This is a genomic window from Acinetobacter albensis (genome assembly GCF_900095025.1).
Lineage (GTDB): Bacteria > Pseudomonadota > Gammaproteobacteria > Pseudomonadales > Moraxellaceae > Acinetobacter > Acinetobacter albensis.
Genome location: NZ_FMBK01000007.1, coordinates 30,398 through 47,734, shown reverse-complemented (window position 1 = coordinate 47,734; position 17,337 = coordinate 30,398). Strand labels below are relative to the sequence as shown.

The 17,337-nt window shown below is 38.4% G+C and carries 17 protein-coding genes; 8 read left to right on the top strand and 9 right to left on the bottom strand.

Annotated elements, in window-relative coordinates; translation table 11 throughout:
• Positions 1-17: 17 nt before the first annotated feature.
• The 7 genes from hflD to GA0116959_RS06890 all read right to left on the bottom strand — a co-directional run bounded on the left by hflD (position 18) and on the right by GA0116959_RS06890 (position 5,466).
• Positions 18-749 carry a high frequency lysogenization protein HflD gene (gene hflD / locus GA0116959_RS06920; RefSeq protein WP_092719783.1) on the bottom strand — a complete coding sequence of 244 codons (732 nt, stop codon included), beginning with the start codon at positions 747-749 and terminating at the stop codon, positions 18-20.
• A 15-nt stretch (positions 750-764) separates the two neighbouring features.
• Positions 765-1,898 (bottom strand): tRNA 2-thiouridine(34) synthase MnmA, encoded by a 1,134-nt coding sequence (gene mnmA / locus GA0116959_RS06915; RefSeq protein WP_092719958.1) that lies wholly within the window; start codon positions 1,896-1,898, stop codon positions 765-767.
• A 4-nt stretch (positions 1,899-1,902) separates the two neighbouring features.
• On the bottom strand, positions 1,903-2,388 hold the full coding sequence (locus GA0116959_RS06910) for an NUDIX hydrolase (RefSeq protein WP_092719781.1): 486 nt from the start codon (positions 2,386-2,388) through the stop codon (positions 1,903-1,905).
• Positions 2,389-2,567: 179 nt separating this feature from the next.
• The gene (locus tag GA0116959_RS06905) at positions 2,568-3,119 is read right to left on the bottom strand and encodes a gamma carbonic anhydrase family protein (protein ID WP_092719779.1); all 552 of its coding nucleotides are present in this window, start codon (positions 3,117-3,119) and stop codon (positions 2,568-2,570) included.
• Between the two features lie 100 nt (positions 3,120-3,219).
• Positions 3,220-4,368: a D-alanyl-D-alanine carboxypeptidase PBP5/6 gene (gene dacC / locus GA0116959_RS06900; protein ID WP_092719777.1), complete on the bottom strand. Its 1,149-nt coding sequence runs from the start codon at positions 4,366-4,368 to the stop codon at positions 3,220-3,222.
• A gap of 116 nt (positions 4,369-4,484) precedes the next feature.
• Positions 4,485-4,871 carry an MCR_0457 family protein gene (locus GA0116959_RS06895; RefSeq protein WP_053578248.1) on the bottom strand — a complete coding sequence of 129 codons (387 nt, stop codon included), beginning with the start codon at positions 4,869-4,871 and terminating at the stop codon, positions 4,485-4,487.
• A 199-nt stretch (positions 4,872-5,070) separates the two neighbouring features.
• The gene (locus GA0116959_RS06890) at positions 5,071-5,466 is read right to left on the bottom strand and encodes an MCR_0457 family protein (protein WP_092719775.1); all 396 of its coding nucleotides are present in this window, start codon (positions 5,464-5,466) and stop codon (positions 5,071-5,073) included.
• 110 nt (positions 5,467-5,576) lie between these two features.
• Here GA0116959_RS06890 and surE point away from each other — a divergent pair, with 110 nt between their 5' ends.
• From surE to GA0116959_RS06875, 3 genes are all read left to right on the top strand, one after another.
• The gene (gene surE / locus GA0116959_RS06885) at positions 5,577-6,347 is read left to right on the top strand and encodes a 5'/3'-nucleotidase SurE (protein ID WP_053578246.1); all 771 of its coding nucleotides are present in this window, start codon (positions 5,577-5,579) and stop codon (positions 6,345-6,347) included.
• A 117-nt stretch (positions 6,348-6,464) separates the two neighbouring features.
• Positions 6,465-7,274 carry a peptidoglycan DD-metalloendopeptidase family protein gene (locus GA0116959_RS06880; protein WP_092719773.1) on the top strand — a complete coding sequence of 270 codons (810 nt, stop codon included), beginning with the start codon at positions 6,465-6,467 and terminating at the stop codon, positions 7,272-7,274.
• 93 nt (positions 7,275-7,367) lie between these two features.
• On the top strand, positions 7,368-8,297 hold the full coding sequence (locus tag GA0116959_RS06875) for a LysR family transcriptional regulator (RefSeq protein WP_053578244.1): 930 nt from the start codon (positions 7,368-7,370) through the stop codon (positions 8,295-8,297).
• A 269-nt stretch (positions 8,298-8,566) separates the two neighbouring features.
• On the opposite strand, the gene GA0116959_RS06870 is transcribed toward GA0116959_RS06875, so the two are convergent.
• Positions 8,567-9,778, bottom strand: coding sequence for an aspartate aminotransferase family protein (locus GA0116959_RS06870; protein ID WP_053578243.1), 1,212 nt, complete (start codon positions 9,776-9,778; stop codon positions 8,567-8,569).
• Between the two features lie 164 nt (positions 9,779-9,942).
• Between GA0116959_RS06870 and grxD the strand changes: the two genes are divergently transcribed.
• Positions 9,943-10,284: a Grx4 family monothiol glutaredoxin gene (grxD, locus tag GA0116959_RS06865; protein ID WP_053578242.1), complete on the top strand. Its 342-nt coding sequence runs from the start codon at positions 9,943-9,945 to the stop codon at positions 10,282-10,284.
• 67 nt (positions 10,285-10,351) lie between these two features.
• Here grxD and GA0116959_RS06860 read toward each other — a convergent pair whose 3' ends face one another.
• A complete protein-coding gene (locus tag GA0116959_RS06860; RefSeq protein ID WP_092719771.1) occupies positions 10,352-12,985 on the bottom strand; it encodes a Lon protease family protein in 2,634 nt (877 codons plus the stop codon).
• 181 nt (positions 12,986-13,166) lie between these two features.
• Between GA0116959_RS06860 and GA0116959_RS06855 the strand changes: the two genes are divergently transcribed.
• The 4 genes from GA0116959_RS06855 to rpmE all read left to right on the top strand — a co-directional run bounded on the left by GA0116959_RS06855 (position 13,167) and on the right by rpmE (position 17,296).
• Positions 13,167-15,329: an AmpG family muropeptide MFS transporter gene (locus GA0116959_RS06855; protein WP_092719770.1), complete on the top strand. Its 2,163-nt coding sequence runs from the start codon at positions 13,167-13,169 to the stop codon at positions 15,327-15,329.
• A gap of 1 nt (position 15,330) precedes the next feature.
• Positions 15,331-15,732 carry a lactoylglutathione lyase gene (gene gloA, locus GA0116959_RS06850; RefSeq protein ID WP_053578239.1) on the top strand — a complete coding sequence of 134 codons (402 nt, stop codon included), beginning with the start codon at positions 15,331-15,333 and terminating at the stop codon, positions 15,730-15,732.
• 156 nt (positions 15,733-15,888) lie between these two features.
• The gene (locus tag GA0116959_RS06845; protein ID WP_092719768.1) at positions 15,889-16,866 is read left to right on the top strand and encodes a bile acid:sodium symporter family protein; all 978 of its coding nucleotides are present in this window, start codon (positions 15,889-15,891) and stop codon (positions 16,864-16,866) included.
• A 205-nt stretch (positions 16,867-17,071) separates the two neighbouring features.
• Positions 17,072-17,296, top strand: coding sequence for a 50S ribosomal protein L31 (gene rpmE / locus GA0116959_RS06840; RefSeq protein ID WP_053578237.1), 225 nt, complete (start codon positions 17,072-17,074; stop codon positions 17,294-17,296).
• The last annotated feature ends 41 nt before the right edge of the window (positions 17,297-17,337 follow it).

The window sequence follows — 17,337 nt, the reverse complement described above, 5'->3', positions numbered from 1 at the left end:
AGCCCGAATAGCATCAGTTAAACCACCTGATACTGTAAACGAGCGAGATCTTGAATATCTTGAAGTAGCTTACGCTTACTGAAAATCATGCCCCATGAACTGCCACCCAACTGACGCCATAAGTGTGCCATTTGCAGGCCAGTAAATAAGGAAGCACGAATACGATTGGTGTGAGAAGCATCTTTAAATGCTTGTGCATTGCCTTTGACCATAATGCGTGGATTAATTTGTCCAGCAGTTTCAATGTAAGTTTGAGCAAGATTAGCAATAATACTGGGATGTAGATAATTATTGTCAAAAAAAGACAATTGTTTCAGAATTTTCTGTTGTGACTGTTCAATTATTTCAACGAATTTTGGATTGCTATAAACTTTTTTTTCTAATTGCAGCAGCGCCATTGCATAACTCATCGGTAATTTTGTATTAGAGAGTTTCGGTAAGCGCGATTTAGGAGAAGTATTGAAAGGCTGGGTAATACTGTTTTCTAAAGTTTTTAAACCGAGAGAAATATCGGCCAATTGATTAAAAAAATGCAGAGTTTGGCAAGATTCATTTGCAGTGGGGCGAATATTGAGGCTGGCTTTAATCAGTTGCTGTAAATAAAAACCACCACTTTCGCCCATACTTTGTTGCCCCGACATGGCCGTCATATGGGTCAACTGTGTTGACTGAAACACAGCTGCCAACGCCAAAGCTCGATTTTGGCGTATATTCAAAGTTTGAGGCTGTTGAAAGGGTAACTCAGCCATGCCTATCACTTCCTTTTAAATAAAATCAGGTTTTGGTGCATTGGTATGATGAATCACACCACCACCTAAACAAACTTCATCAGCATAAAATACAACGCTTTGACCTGGCGTGACCGCACGTTGGGGTTCATCAAATTCAACGCGAATTGCATTGGGTGCCAGCGCATCTTTATAAATGACACAAGGTTGATCGGGTTGGCGATAACGCGTTTTGGCTGTACAACGAAAACCTGTTTCAGGAATCTCTTGCTCACCTGCCACCCAGTCAATCGTCTTACTCCAAAGTATAGTACTTTGCATCAACGGATGTTCATGACCCTGACCAATGACCAAACGATTGTTTTCAATATCTTTGTATAGAACAAACCATGCACCTTCAGATTCGCCTTTAAGTCCACCTAAACCAATGCCGCCACGTTGACCGAGCGTATAGTACATTAAGCCGTGATGTTCACCAACCTCTTTACCTGTATCGAGGAAAATTTTTCCCGCTTGAGCAGGGAGATATTGTTTGAGGAAATCGTTAAAACGGCGTTCGCCAATAAAGCAAATACCAGTTGAATCTTTTTTCTTGGCTGTTGCTAGACCCAGTTCTTCTGCAATACGACGTACTTCAGGCTTTTCAATTTCACCAACAGGAAACAACGTTTTGTTAATTTCACGTCCATGTACAGCATGCAAAAAATAAGTTTGGTCTTTATTGCTGTCCACACCACGAAGTAAAGGTGAATATTCATCACCACGCGAGTTCGTCATGGTTTTACCGCGACGGCAATAATGGCCAGTGGCAATAAAATCTGCACCGAGGTTTATGGCATGGTCTAAAAATGCGCGGAATTTAATTTCTTTATTGCATAAAATATCAGGATTTGGGGTGCGACCCGCAGCATATTCTGCCAAGAAATGTTCAAATACCCGATCCCAATATTCCATGGCAAAGTTGGCGGTATGCAGTTTGATGCCAATTTTGTCACAGACCGCTTGTGCATCGGCTAAATCTTCCATGGCAGTACAATATTCCGTGCCATCATCTTCTTCCCAATTTTTCATGAAAAGCCCTTCAACTTGATATCCTTGTTGAAGAAGAAGTGCTGCAGAAACAGAAGAATCTACACCACCAGACATACCGACGATGACACGTTGTTGCATAGGATTAAGCATCCAAGTTTGAAATTAAAGGAGAGTTTTGGTGCTCATAAACGAGCGATAAAGGATATTTTTGATCAGATAAAGCATCTTTTACAGCTTTCATGACCAAGGGGCTACGTGCACGTGCAGACTCAATAAGTTCATCTAAAGTCATCCAAACGGCACCAATAATATCAATATCCAGCTTAGCATCTAAATGATGCTTCAACTCATGTGCTAAGAAGCAAAAACGATAGTAGGTACGATCGGGGAACATGGGAGGGGTATAGGTATATATACCGAGCAAGGAGTCAATTTCGACTTCATAGCCTGTTTCTTCCATGGTCTCACGAATAGCGGCTTGAATCAGCGTTTCACCACATTCAACATGACCCGCAGGCTGATTGAATACACTATGCGTAACACCTTCAGTATGTTCTTCAACAAACAGGAATTTCCCATTTTTTTCGACAACAGTTGCGACAGTAACGTGAGCAGTCCAAGCGGTCATTGAAAGCACCAAGGAATAAAAAGAGTATTCTACAAAATTTAGGCCGTGGTGGCTATGGTGAATGCTTTTTTAAAGTACCACCCAATGCATTTTAAAATTTGAGTAGAACTCCCAAAATAGTATTTTGAGTGAAATGAGAAGCGAATAAAAAATATGTTGATAAAGAAGAAAAATATCACTTAGATGGACGTTTTAGAACTTTCTAAATAATTCACTGCAACTTTCACATAGTTCTGTGCTGAATAAGGTAAAAATTCCAGTTCTTTTTTAGTCAGTGGACGAACTTGCTGGACTGGGCTTCCCACATATAAATAACCGCTTTTTAAGACTTTACGAGGTGGCACCAAACTACCTGCACCGATCATGACATCATCTTCAATAATCACATCATCTAAAACAATCGTATTAATGCCAATTAAGACTCGATTACCCACAGTACAACCGTGCAAAGTCACATGATGACCGATGGTGACATCTTCGCCAATAATCAGCGGTGAACCATTCGGTTTGGCTGCATTTTTATGACTCACATGTAACATAGAATGATCTTGCACATTTGAGTTTTTACCAATTTTGATATAATTGACATCACCACGAATCACGGCAAAAGGCCAAACCGAAACATTTTCACCGAGAACAACGTCGCCAATGACTACAGACATTTCATCAATATAACAATGATCATTTATGTGTGGGCTTTGATTTAAATAAGGGCGAATATTCTTTTTCATAAAATTTCTAGAATGTTGTGAAACTAAACTGAGTATAAAAGCAAAAGCACCTATATTTACTATAGATGCTTTTGCTTAAGACTAGAGAATGACTTTAAACTTAAAATAAATTGCTAAAAAATTGTTTAATATGATCTAACATTTTTGAAAAGAAACCCGCTTCTTCAACAGCTTGAAGCGCAACAAGAGGTTTTTCAGAAATCACTTTACCATCAAGACTCGCTACATATTTACCAATGACTTGGCCTTTTTTAAGTGGAGCAGTGAGTTTAGGTTGTACCACCAATTGCGTTTTAATCGCATTGGCTTGACCCTTAGGCATAGTGACATTGAAATTTTCAGCTAAACCAATTTGAACTTCTTTGTCTTTACCATACCAAATTTTAGCTTTTGCCAAAACTTGATTGGCAGACTGAACTTTTACAGTTTCAAAGTTTGAAAAACCCCAAGCCAAAATTTCACGTGTTTGTGAAGCACGATCATTCATACTGTTGGTACCAAAAATCACTGAAATTAAGCGCATTGGACCACGTTTAGCAGAAGTGGTGAGACAATAACCTGCTTCGTTGGTGTGACCTGTTTTTAAACCATCTACACTTGGGTCGGTATAAAGCAGGGCATTACGGTTACCCTGTTTAATGCCGTTAAAAGTAAATTCTTTTTCAGAATAAATTGGATAATATTTTGAACTGTCATGGATGATATGTTGCGCAAGAACGGCCATATCTTTTGCAGTTGAATAATGCCCTTCAGCTGGCATACCTGTTGAATTGATAAAGTTAGTATTTTTCATCCCAATACGTTTTGCTTCTACATTCATCATGTGAGCAAAGGTACCTTCATTACCGGCAATATGTTCTGCCATGGCTTTAGACGCGTCATTACCTGATTGAATAATAATTCCACGCAGCATTTCTAAAGCTGTTGCAGTTCCATTCAATGGCACATACATACATGATTCCGTACTACTACCACGGCACCATGCAGACTCGTTCATACGAACTTTCTCATCTTCTGTGAGATCACCACTTAATAACTTTTGTTCGATCAGATAACTGGTCATCATCTTGGTCATTGAGGCAGGGGCTAATTTTTCATTTTCATTTTTCGATGCGAGAATTTGCCCTGTCTCATAATCCATCAGAACATAAGATTTATTATTGAGTTCTGGTGGTGCAGATAATAAAGTTGCTGCGTAAGTAAAACTTGGTAATAGTAATAATGCAGCAAAGGCGCTTTTGTGGGTCATTCTACGTGGTTCCAATATCTTGATATAAGCACAAAGAGCCTAGCATTTTAGGATAAAGCTAGACCGACTTCTACCGTGAAATCGGCTTATTTAAAAAGTATTGTAACCGTTTTGTACTAAGGGTTATATGTCACTAACTCTTGGCAAATAGCTGTGTTTTTTGTGTCGCCTGCTTTTTTTGCATCATTTCGTGCTTCAGTTAAGATAGATTTAAATTTTCTTTCTTTACTGAGTTTTGATAAAGCAGAAACCGCATTTTTTTCATTGGGTAAATATTCTTGGGCCAATTTGGCATAACCTTGCTCAAATTGAGTTTCATCTTTCACTAATTTCGGGCAAACTTCAGATAATACATAAATAGCTGCAAGTTCTTGCTGGGTAATTTCTTGTGTCGGTGTTACTTCTATATTTTCATCTTTTTGAGCTGCATGTGTAACAGACGCTGCCATGATACTCATGGTAACAAGACCCAAAGAAAACGATTTTAATCGAGATAATTTCATTTAAACCAACCTAACTAAAGTATTTAAAAAATGGAACAATGAAAACAAGCTTACTGAAATTTTTCGTAATTGTAAGTGCTTAAATGTATTGAAGCTGTTGAAATTGTTATAAAATGATAAAAGTAAAATATTCAAATTAAAAAGAGTATAAAAATATCCATTTTTATACTCTTTTTTATAAGCCTAAATAAGCAAAAAATTATTCACTCATATTTTGAGAATATGCTTCGTAGTTGATAACATCATTACACACTGATTTTTGTTCATCTTGAGTGGTTTCTTTTGCTGCTTGGCGTGCTTCATTTAAAAAAGACTGATATTCACTATCTTTTTGAATTTTATCAAAAGTCATTGATTTATTTGAATGGCTTTCTAAATGGGATTCAATGATTTTTTGAATATTCTGATCAAATTTTGCATTTTTACCATTCAGTGTTGGGCAGACTTCAATCAAAACCTGCGTTGAAGCAAGATCTTCTTTAATCATGGCGTCAGCTTCGGCAATGGATAAACTATCATCAGCTAAAACTGCTTGTGATAGAAATACTGCCAAACCTAAACCCATTAGGCTACGAAATGAGATCATTTTAATCATGATTAAATCACATATATTGAATGGATATTGAAAACTAAATATATATAATTCTTTAGATAATTCAATCAAATATTCTGACCCGCCATTCTTTAACTCGATGAGATTTTTAAGTGAATATATTAATTGCCAATGATGATGGGGTATTTGCTCCTGGTATTCAGGCCCTTGCTTTGGCTTTGGCACCATTAGGGCGAGTCGTCGTGGTTGCGCCTGAAAGTGAGCGCAGCGGTTTTTCTAGCGCTCTCACTTTAGATCGACCATTGCGACCTATAAAAATCGCATCCGATGTATGGGCTGTGAATGGAACGCCAGCCGATTGTGTTTATTTGTCCATGAATGGTCTTTTCGATTTTGAATTTGACTTGGTGGTCAGTGGTATTAATAGCGGCGCAAATTTAGGCGATGATGTTTTGTATTCAGGAACCGTGGGAGCAGCATTTGAAGGACGGCTGATGAAACAACCTGCAATTGCAGTATCGCTCGCTGGGCCAAATGTTCGTGCTTATGATGATCCAAAAGATTATCAACTTGCTGCACAGTGGGTACATGATTTTATTGTTGCGGGTTTACCGACTTTACCACCACGCCATATTTTTAATATCAATATCCCAGATGTACCCAAATTTCAAGGGGCAAAAATAACGTATCAAGGACGCCGTAGCCAATCTAAGCCGATTACTAGCCATGTTGATCCGCGTGGTCGTCAAGTCTATTGGATTGGATTATCGGGAGAGGCCGTAGCAGATCCGCAAAAAGGCTTCACTGAAATAGAATCAGATTTTTTTGCGGTTGCGAATGGTTATGTCAGTATTACGCCTATTCAAATGGATGCTACAAATTATGACATTTTAACCAGTTTGCACAGTCAGTTTTCCAAATAATCTAGAGTAGTGTTATAACTTTGTGAAAATACAGAACAGAAAGAATTTTTCATATACTTTTTTGTTAATCTTAGCGCAAATCAATAGATACATTTATATATTAAGAGAGGATGAATAATGCACTTGGTGTCACAATATCGCTTATTTTCTATGCCCACAGCCTTGTTGAAAACCATTGTGTTATCTACAGCTGTTATCTCGACCGTTGTTTTAAGTGGTTGCGCATCAAAACCACAAATCAATAATACCACCCGTTATGCGACTGCACCCGACTATTATACAGTGCGTTCTGGTGACACCTTAAGTGCAATCGCGGCACGTTATGGTTTAGGTTATGTCAGTGTTGCGGAAATGAATGATATCGCATCACCCTATCGAATTTATGTGGGTCAATCTTTACGACTAAAAGATACTGGGTCACGCCGTAGTACGACTCAAGCAGTGACACAAGCAGCACCAATTCAACGTCAAACGGTTCAAGTACCAACGACTTTGCCTAAAACCACTGCACCAGTAAGTAGTATTCCTGTTGCACCCGTTGTAACGTCTAAAGTGTCTACCTTGCGTTGGGTGAAGCCGAGTAATGGTGCCGTCCTTCAAAACTTTAATTTGGCTTCGAATGTCAAAGGAATTCGTTATGGCGGAAATGTCGGTGATGCAATTTTTGCTGCTGCAGATGGCCAAGTGGTATATGCCGCAGACGGATTAAAAGAATATGGTAATTTGATCCTGATTAAACATATCGATGGCTACATTACGGCCTATGCACACAACAGTAAAATGAATGTGAACAGTGGGCAAAATGTGACAGCAGGTCAAAAAATTGCCGAAATGGGCTCAAGTGGCGCTAGCCGTACCATGTTAGAGTTTCAAGTACGTTTAGATGGTAAACCCATTGATCCGACCAAGGTCTTACCAATTAGTTAAATTATGCTAATGCATTTCAAAAATTTCACCGTATAATACAATGAGTTGATTTTATCAAAAGATAAATGATCGCATAAAAATAGGGGGGAGTTTATGTTAGATCAACTTCGGGCAATGGGTGTGTTTGCTTGTGTTGTAGAAAAAAACTCGTTTAGTGGTGCAGCACGTGATTTAGGTATCACCACCAGTGCTGTCAGTCAGCAAATTCGTTCTTTAGAACAAGATATGGAAGTTGTACTTTTACATCGTTCAACAAGAAAATTGAGTTTAACTGAAGCTGGACAAGCTTTTTTCCACAGCTGTCAAGAAATGCTGGCTGCTGCAGAGCGCGGTAAAATCAGGATTAATGAATTAAGAGATGACTTGGTTGGTGATTTACGGATTGCCACGACACCAGAGTTGGGTGCAAATCATGTGATTCCTGCATTGTCACACTGGATGTCAGCTCATCGTGGATTATCTGTTCATTTAGAAGCCGATAACCAATATATTGATCTAATCGATGGTCGCATTGATATTGCATTACGTATGACCTCAAAGATTGAAGACACTCATTTGCATGCTGTTCCTCTAGCCAGAGCCGAACAAATTTTGGTGGCTTCGCCAAGTTATTTGAATCATACAGCACCGATTTCGCATCCAGAGGATTTAAGACATCATGATTTGATTCCCATCAATGTCATGAAAAATTCTCAGAATTTTACATTTCAGCATGCGGTAAGCAGTGAAATAATTAGTTTAGATATGAATTCTCGTTTGTCTTCAAATAATGTATTGGTCACCAAAGCTTTATGTCAACAAGGGCATGGCATTGCACGGATATTATATTTGGATGTACAAAAAGATTTGGTCAGTGGTCATTTGGTCGAAGTTTTACCAGAGTGGAAACTGCCACATTTTACTTTATATGCCATTATTTCAAAGCGAGAGCAGCAAACGATGAAAATCCATCGCTGTATAGAGACACTCAAGCAGTATTTTAGTCAATTACCTGGGGGTAGGATTTATCAAGATGCTTCATAAAAGGGATTAACTTGGAATTATGCAATTCCAAATATTTTGGGAAAATTATTTATACTATTTATATGAATAAATTATTTTTAGATAAAAGATTTATAATTTTAATACGACTTTGAAATATATTATTTTTAAATACATGTTAATCATGCTAGTGAATACAGAATAGTAATCCGTTTATTTTAAAAGTATCTCAGCACCCATATTCTAAATCAAATAATGCCAGTCAAGTTTTATACCGACTGGCATTATTTTTTACTTGTAATCGGCCGAAATTAGGCTAAAAAAGTCTTAATCATTTTGACCAGACGTTCAATTAACAAGTCTGCCTGTTCTTTGTTGATATTCAAAGTAGGTAAGAGACGAATCACAGAACCAGCAGTCACGTTAATAATCAGGTGATATTCATCACGTGCTGTATTGACCAGTTCTGCACATCCTTTTGGTAATTCAATACCAATCATTAATCCAAAACCACGAACCGTGATTTCTTGATCACTCAGTTGTTGTCTAAGTTGTTCGACAATATATGCACCCATTTTTGCTGCATTTTCAACCAAATTGTCTTTTTGAATCAGATCAATGACTGTATAAACCACGCGTGAACCCAATGCTGTGCCGCTATAAGTTGAACCATGATTTCCAGCAGTCAGTACACCGACACCGCGTCCTTGAGTCATGACCGCACCAATTGGAAAACCATTACCTAAACCTTTGGCTGTGGTTAAAACGTCAGGCACAATATTGGTGTGCTGGTAAGCAAAATATTGACCAGTACGGCCATTACCCGTTTGAACTTCATCTAACATCATTAGCCAGTTATGTTGATTGCAGATTTGACGAATTTCTTCCAAATAGCTAAAACCTTGAGGTGCAGTATTCACACCGCCTTCGCCTTGAATGGGTTCCACAAAAATAGCCACAATGTCAGGATGGTTAATTGCTGCTTCTTGAATGGCCTCAATATCACCAAAAGGAACACGAATAAAACCTTCAACTAAAGGTCCAAAACCTTCTTGAACTTTTTTGTTCCCTGTTGCCGACAGAGTTGCCATGGTACGGCCATGAAAAGAATGATCTGCGACAATAATTTTTGGATGACTGATCCCTTGCATTGAACCAAATTTACGCGCAATTTTAATCGCACCTTCGTTCGATTCTGCACCACTGTTCGAGAAGAAAATTTCTTCCATCCCTGAAACTTCAGCCAATTTTTGTGCTGCTGCCGTTTGCCAAGGTACTTCATATAAGTTACTGGTATGAATAAGCGTGGCAGCTTGATCTGCAATTGCTTGTGCAATAACCGGATGAGCATGACCTAAACCACATACGGCAATACCTGTAAGTGCATCAAAATATTCAGTGCCATCTTCTGTATAAAGATAAGAACCTCGTCCACGCACAAAACTGATCGACTGACGACCAAATACAGGCATCAAATGTGAAGGTTGATCAGGTTGCACGGGCGCAAGGGTAATGTTATTCATGACTAACTCTTATCTGTTAGGTGGAGGGGAGTAAAAGTTTATATAAGCAAAATCTGCTACAGAATAAAAGCCTAAATGTAAATAAAATTGGAAATATTGCTTTAGTCATACTGTTTTGCTAAGTTTTGGGTATAATGCGAGGCAAATGAGTTGAGGATTTATCAATGACTGAACAAGTACGCGATACTGAAGCGTTAATTCGTGACCAAATTGCAAAACATGCTGTCCTTCTTTATATGAAAGGTACACCGCAATTCCCACAATGTGGTTTCTCTGCACGTGCGGTTGAAGCACTCAGTCAAATTGGTCGTCCATTTGCTTATGTTAATATTTTGGAAAACCAAGATATTCGCACAATTTTGCCGAAAATCGCAAATTGGCCAACTTTTCCACAATTGTGGATTAATGGTGAATTAATCGGTGGTAGCGATATTATCTTAGAGATGTTCCAAAAAGGTGAATTAAAATCTTTGGTAGAACAATATAGCGCTGCTCCTGAAGCTTAATTCAGCAGTAACGAATAAAAAAAGCGCCTAAAGGCGCTTTTTTTATTCAAATTGTCAAGGAAGCAAATTATTTTGCTTCAATTGCATGAACAGTCGTATTCCCAGAATCTACTGTGTCAACAGCTTTCAGCTGCTTTTCAGCTTCTTCCTTTTTCTTTTTTTTGGATTTTTTCTTTTTCTTTTTTTTCTTTGACTCTTCTTCAAAATTTATGCCATCTTCAATCGCTTGCCAGTATTCAAGCTGTTCCAAAACAGCAGCATAGATTGAATTTTTACTGTAACGACCTTTTTTATTTAATATTCCAACAGGCCGTGCCATTAAAATTTCTAAAGCTTGATCAATAGTTTGAATGGCATGAATATGGAATTGACCTTGTTCAACGGCTTCAATCACATCTTGACGTAACATTAAGTGCTGCATGTTTTGTCGTGGAATAATGACGCCTTGCTTGCCGGTTAAGCCTTGAAGTTTACAGGCATCAAAGAAACCTTCAATTTTTGCGTTTACACCACCAATGGGTTGGACTTGACCTAACTGATTCATAGAACCAGTAATTGCCCATGATTGGTCAATCGGTAATTGACTAATCGCGGACAATAATGCAGACAGTTCAGCCACGGTTGCACTATCCCCATCCACTTGACCATAGCTTTGCTCAAAGGCGAGAGCAGCAGAAAAGTGTAATGTTTGTTCACGACCAAAATGGGCTTTTAAGAAACTCGACATCAATAACACCCCTTTAGCATGTAATGATCCTCCGAGTTCGACGCTGCGTTCAATGTCCAGAATATCACCACCACCTTGATAGACCGAGGCGGTTAAGCGTGAAGGTAAGCCAAATTCTACATCCGCATAATGAATCACTGAAAGCGCATTAATTTGCCCAAGACGATGACCTTTGGTCTCAATCAGTTGTGTACCACGTGATAAATCTTCCCAATATAATTCGCGTAAATAACCTAAGCGATACTGGCGATGATGTAGCGCAGTATTGATGTGCTTATCTGTGACAATTTTATCATCTGCTTTGGCCGCATGATGATGGGCTTCACGAATTAAATCCCCCAAGGTGAGGGCATGTAATGACAATGAACTTTGATCTTCAGCTTGACGACTTGAATCAGTCAGTAAAGCGGCTAAGGCAGAACGATCGAAGGGTAGAAGTTTATCTGATTGCACATAGTCGGCAATCAGTTGCATATATGCCTGCTCATTGGTGTCATTACGTTGTAATGTATCGGTAAAATCTGCACGAATTTTAAAGACACTGCCTAACTCTGGTTCTACTTCTAGAATTTCGTAATAAACTTCTGGTTCAGCCAATAAAACGACTTTTAGATTTAATGGAATTGCTTCTGGTTCAATTGAAATACTGCCTGTCAAGGTGAGCATATGTTCTAGTGAAGAGAGTTTTAACTGACCAGATTTTAGAGCTCTTTTTAATCCCTGCCATGCATAAGGCTGCTCAAGTAATTGTTCGGCTTCAAGTATTAAAAATCCTCCATTGGCTTTATGCAAGGTTCCTGGACGAATAAGAGTGAAGTCTGTGGTAATGGTACCATTCTGCGTTAATTGTTCGACATGACCCAATAAATTGTAATGGGTCGGAAAATCTTCAAAAATAACGGGTGCACCCGAATTTGGCTTATAAGATACAATAATATTGGCTTGATAACGTGCAGGCACGCGACTAAATAAACCTGGGGTAAAATCGTCTTCTTCTTGCTCAAGCACAATTTCGACATTGGCAATAATATCTTCAGCATAATATTTTAAATAATCTGCTAAGCCTTTAACTTCACTAAATTTATTTAAAATTTGCTCAATGCGTGGCATGACGACTTGTTTGGCAATGTCACGATTTAGGAGTTGAACTTTATCACGTGCATCATCTTCTAAATCGCCTAAATGTAAACCTAAACGTTCTAATTTTTTATCCATGTGGCGCATGTGGGTCGAAAGTTCAGCGCGTTCTTTATTATTTAACGCATTGATTTCTTCAGTCGTCATTTCTTCAAGTGAATCTTCAATATAATGCACAGGTACAAAACAATGTTCTTCATGTCGAGTAATGAGTTTTAAACCCAAGGATTGACCTTCTTTGGTCAGGTCAATCAGCGCTTGCTGTTGTTCATCACCAATTTGTTGGCGAATCAATTCAATCCGATTGTGATAAATTTCTGCAGTAAAGCGGCGTTCTAATTGTTTAAGAATGGTTTGCCATGCCTGATGCAACATACTTTGAAATTTTGCAGCTTGACCAGAAGGAAGTTCAAGTGCAAGCGGTTGACGAGGTAATTTAAAATTATTGACATAGACCCAATCGTTCGGTGTCGGCATAGTCTTCGCATGTTGTTGCAATAAGCGTTTCACCATGGTGCGCTTACCTAAACCCGCAGTTCCTACGGCAAAAATATTATAACCTGAGTAAGGCAGCGCAATACCGGCCTCTACAGAAGCACGTGCACGATCTTGGCCTAGAAAATTATTTAAAGGTTTTAAACGACGAGTTGAAGGCGGTATTTTATCGTAATTTGGAATATGAGTGAGTTGTTCAGACTTCAACTTGGTTTTTTCTAAAGTACTTTGTATTTCTGGTTGATCAAATGAGGAATTTAAGCTGTTTTGGCTAAGTTTTTCATTGCTGTTGATAATATTGGCAGATAAAGAAGCATTCATTTGCTCGAGTCTTTGGGTCACTGTAAAATCCAAAACGAAATAGTGCGATAGAGATTTAAAGGTATACAGGTTTGTTTGAAAAATTCAAGCCAACAGCATGCTTTAATCGATAAAATAAAATAATGATTTCGTAAATTGTGTTGAAACCGAGCGCATTACGCGTTTGAATAGCGACATTGAGTTTTGCAGAACATAATAATCAATGACAACACAATCTACTGGATGGAAATCGGCCTTTACGGCATTCCTTGACCGCCGTGCACTGATCATGCTTTTTTTGGGATTTTCAGCCGGTATTCCAATCTTACTGATTTTTTCGAGTTTATCACTATGGCTTGGAGAGGCAGGAATTGATAAAAGTGCAGTAACCTTCTTTAGCTGGGCTGCATTGGGTTATTCCTTTAAGTTTGTTTGGGCACCTCTGGTCGATGAATTACCTGTTCCATTTTTGACAAAAAAATTAGGTCGCCGCCGTGCATGGTTGTTGATTGCACAAGTGTTGATTATTTGTGCCATTTCAATTATGGCATTTTCTAATCCAGCTTTGGGACAAGCTTATTTATACCAAATGGCAGTTGGTGCAGTATTGTTGGGTTTTTCTGCTGCAACTCAAGACATTGTGATTGATGCTTACCGAATCGAATTGGCTGAGACACAAATGCAGACTGTACTTGCTGCAACCTATAATGCGGGTTATCGCATAGGGATGATTATTGCAGGTGCAGGAGCTTTATTTTTAGCGGCATCATTGGGTACTGCAAAAGGCAATTATATTTACAGTGCTTGGAAAATCACGTATTTAGCCATGGCAGCAGTAATGTTGATTGGTATTTTGACGACTTTGGCTATTCGTGAACCGCAAGTTAATCGAGTTTATAAAAATTATAAACGCACCGATTATTATCGTTTGGTCGCTGTATTCTTTGTTGCAGTGATGGGCTTTGTCATCAGCTATATTTTGTCAGGCACAATCACTGAATCTGCTAAATCTCAATTTGAAATTTCGGACTCCTTATTATTGTTCTGTTTTGAGGCTCTACGTTTTATTGGTTCTGCTGTTATCGCTGTTTTGGTCGGTACATTATTGGTGAAAATGGGTGCCGTGAACAAGCAGATGGCATTTGAAACTTGGATACATCCAATCGCAGATTTCTTTAAACGTTATGGTGTTAAACTCGCACTAGTCTTATTGTTATTGATTGGTTTCTACCGTATTTCTGACATTATTGCGGGTGTGATTTCAAATGTATTTTATCAAGACCTAAATTTTACGAAAGAGCAAATTGCTGAAGCTGTTAAAATTTATGGTGTGATTTTTAGCTTGGTGGGCGGTTTCTTGGGAGGCTTGCTTGCCCAGCGCATGAATATTATGAAACTCATGTTCGTCGGAGCAATTTTAGCCAGCTCAACCAATCTTATTTTCATTGGGTTGGTCAAATCTGGTCAGCAGTTAAGTGATATCGAAGTCCTTGTAGGCACACAGCGTTATCAAGTTCAGTCCGATGAGGTGGGATATTGGAAAATTAAAGTACCCAGTCAAATTTTGGCACAAGCCAATGAAGTTAAAGTCACAGCTAAATACCAAGATGATTCTCTAAATGCTGTAGTTGCGACCTTGCCTTATCTCAGCAGTACTCAAAAACCAAATAACATGCAGCTTTTGCCTGTCACAAGTGATAATACGGTCAGTCTTCAAGAACAAAATAAAAGCCTTGTGGTACGAGGGCAATACTTTGGGCACGCTTTAAATGATGCACAAAAAATTATCATACAGTTAGATGGTCAGAAGTTTGACGCAAATTTAGATAAAACGGGCATATTTAGTGCAGCTATTCCTGCGCAAAATTTGGTTCATTCTGCTTCAAGAAATTTGGTTGCTGAGGTGCTTGAGCATAATCAAGTCATTTCGACTTCATCACATGGTTATGTGGTCAGTAATCAGGTAGCTTCTACCCAAAATTTAGATATCGATATTCAGCCATTGCCTGCCATCAGTGCTCAGTCTGGCGAGGATGTTGAAATTACTGGTAAGGTGATTAAACCCTATAGTGCTTTATGGCTATATTTTGCCATTATCGTCGATAATTTGGCATCTGGGTTGGCTGGAGCAGCTTTTATTGCATTCTTATCAAGTTTAACCAGTGTTTCATTTACAGCAGTGCAATATGCTATTTTTAGCTCATTGATGACACTGACACCTAAGATTTTAGGCGGTTATTCAGGTACTATCGTTAGCAATATTGGTTATCCTCAATTTTTCCTCATGACGACTTTAATTGGTCTCCCTATTTTGATTTTAGTGGTTTGGGTGGCAAAATTATTGAAGGATCACCAGAATGCTTTAATTGTAAATAAGGACCCATAAAATGCGCATGCTTCATACTATGTTACGTGTAGGTAATTTGGAACAATCTTTAAAATTTTATACTGAAGTGCTCGGTATGACACTACTTCGTAAGCGTGATTATGAAGAAGGTCGTTTCACTTTGGCTTTTGTGGGTTACGGTGAAGAATCAGATACAACAGTATTAGAATTGACGCATAACTGGGATACGCAAAGTTATACGTTAGGGAATGCCTACGGACACATTGCAATTGGTGTAGCGGATGCCTATAAAGCATGTGAAGAAATTAAGGCACGTGGTGGCAATGTAGTACGTGAAGCTGGACCCATGAAAGGTGGTGTCACTGTCATTGCTTTTGTCGAAGATCCAGATGGCTATAAAATTGAATTGATTCAGCAAGATGCAGATGCACGTAATAATTAATAAGTGTGGTATAGATAAACTAAATATTCAACATTGAATTGAAAAACTAGCTTTATTTATTTGGCCCCGTAAGATGAACTTTACCATGAGGTAAATTCAATTATTGGGCTTTTTTATACCTCTTAAATGAGCATTCAAAGATTACAGGATGTTGTAATGTTAAAATTGTTGGCATTAGATCGCTTTACCATTTTACTGATTGTTATGGTACTTTTGGCAAGTTTTTTACCCGTATCAGGGGTTGCTGCGACTGTTTTTAGTGTAATTACTTCAGCTGCGATCGCTATTTTATTTTTTTTACATGGGGCAAAACTTTCCAGAGAAGCAGTGGTTCAAGGCATCACGCATTGGAAATTTCACGTAGTTGTTTTTACGTTTACATTTGCCTTGTTTCCTGTCTTGGGCTTAATCGCCAAACCTATTTTATTGCCGCTTTTAGGAAAAGAACTCTATTGGGGCTTTCTGTTTATGTGCTTTTTGCCGTCAACAGTTCAATCTTCTATCGCATTTACTTCGGTTGCAAAAGGTAACGTAGCCAGTGCTGTATGTAGTGCGTCTTTTTCAAATATTATTGGCATGTTTATCACCCCGATATTGGTCAGTTTTTTTATTTTAGGGCAGTCAAAACATGGTTTTGACCCAACAGCCTCTATTCTTCAAATTACTTTACTTTTACTGGTACCATTTATTTTAGGTCAAATACTCAGACCCTATGTTTATCCATATATGTTGAAATTGCCCAACCTAGTAAAAGCCTTTGATCAAGGCACTATTCTGATGGTGGTCTATGGTGCATTTAGTAGTGCAGTGGTAGCGGGATTGTGGAACGTATTAAGTGGGAAAACACTCTTGATATTGACGCTCGCATGTTCGATATTTTTGACCATTATTATGTTATTGGCTTTCTATATTCCAAAATGGTTAGGCTTTAACAAAGCAGATCAAGTGGCAATATTTTTTTGTAGTTCTAAAAAAACTTTAGCGAGCGGTGTACCAATGGCGCAGATATTATTTATTGGTCAACCTTTAGGGATGATTGTTTTACCGATTATGATTTTTCATCAAATTCAGCTGATGGTCTGTGGCGTGATTGCGAATCATTGGTCAAAACAGTCTGAAACTGAACTTGAATAATAATTCGCTATCTAGATATTTTTGCAGTATAATTGTGCCCACTTGTTGTGCTTAGCTCTGACGGTATCCGTCTCGGTGGGCCAAAAGAATGGTCTGTTGTGGTGTTGGTCTTATTTTTCTTCGGATAAATTTTCCTCATCAATTTGATGAGAGTGATCAATAGCGATGACAGCATAAGCCTTTCTTAACTTAGGAGTAATCGACCATGCGCGCCGATATCCACCCAAAATATGAAACACTAGTTGCTACTTGTTCATGTGGTAACGTAATCGAAACTCGTTCAGCGATTGGTAAAGAAACTCTTTACCTAGACGTATGTTCAGCTTGCCACCCATTCTATACTGGTAAACAAAAGAATGTGGACACTGGCGGTCGTATCGACAAGTTCAAACAACGTTTTTCTGGTATGTCACGTTCTATCAAACGTTAATATCCAGTATAAAAAAACGGGCTCTAAGCCCGTTTTTTTTT